The organism is Citrobacter sp. Igbk 17 (assembly GCF_028069775.1).
Taxonomy (GTDB): Bacteria; Pseudomonadota; Gammaproteobacteria; order Enterobacterales; family Enterobacteriaceae; genus Citrobacter.
The window spans coordinates 1-902 of the sequence record NZ_JANEWI010000084.1; the positions used below are offsets into that span (position 1 = coordinate 1).

1 pseudogene is annotated in these 902 nt (G+C 53.3%); it reads right to left on the reverse strand.

The annotated features are described in order from the left end of the window. Positions 1 to 823: pseudogene (locus tag NNO08_RS22865) on the reverse strand (RecT family recombinase); the annotation flags it as partial. Positions 824 to 902: the final 79 nt, after the last annotated feature.

The following is a 902-nucleotide window of genomic DNA, read 5'->3' on the forward strand; positions in this document are numbered from 1 at the left end:
GCTTTCGATATCAGCGCGCAGTGCTTTTGCACTATCAACATCCTGTGCAGCATCGATGCGTTCGCGGAAATCATCAGCCAGTGAATCGATATTTACCGATGATTCCTGTGCGCTCTGAGTGGTTGTGACGGTGTCACCTGAGATATCAGCCAGGTTAACGTGTTTCGGTGCTGGGTTAATCTCTTTCTCAGTGCGTGGCTCAACTTCATCTGGACTGTAGACGCCGAGGATGACTTCTGGGCAGTACAGGCGAGCCCAGTACTTCACTGCCAGATAAGCGATCTGCTGCTTCGGCGCTGTTTTCCACAGTGGCGAGTTACGTGTGGTGATATCTGCCAGGTAGATTGGCTCGCCCCAGGTGATTTCGTCTTCTCCGCGCAGTACGGCACCAACCCGGATAAACAGACCTAATTCATCACGGCCGTCTTTTTTCCCGGCGATCTTCTCCCAGTCACCGCCATATTCGTAATGGAAGCGACCAATAATGGCGCTGGAACTGGAAATCACTGCGTTAACCAGCTGCGCTTCGTAACCAAGAACGCCATTCACCAGGTGCGTTTTCTGGGCAACTGCATATGGGTTCATTCCCCACTGCATAGCCTGCATGACGATAGCCATACAGTCGGCAGGTTTCCCCGCCAGGTGTTTGGGAACAGTGACGGCAGACTGCGCCATCAATTCAGCGAAAGAAGTAAGCTGGCCGAGCGCCTGCACGTTGAATACAGCGTTGCTGGCGGAAATGGTGTTAGGAGCCTGCTCAGTCGTAATGATGTTGGTATTTTGCATGGTCAAATCCTCCCTTAAGCCAGACGCAGCGCTTCAAGGCGGCGCAGGTCGAAGTCGTTCAGTTCGTCGGTGTAATCAGCGGTGATCGGTGCTGGCCATTCGCCAGTGTCAAAGCC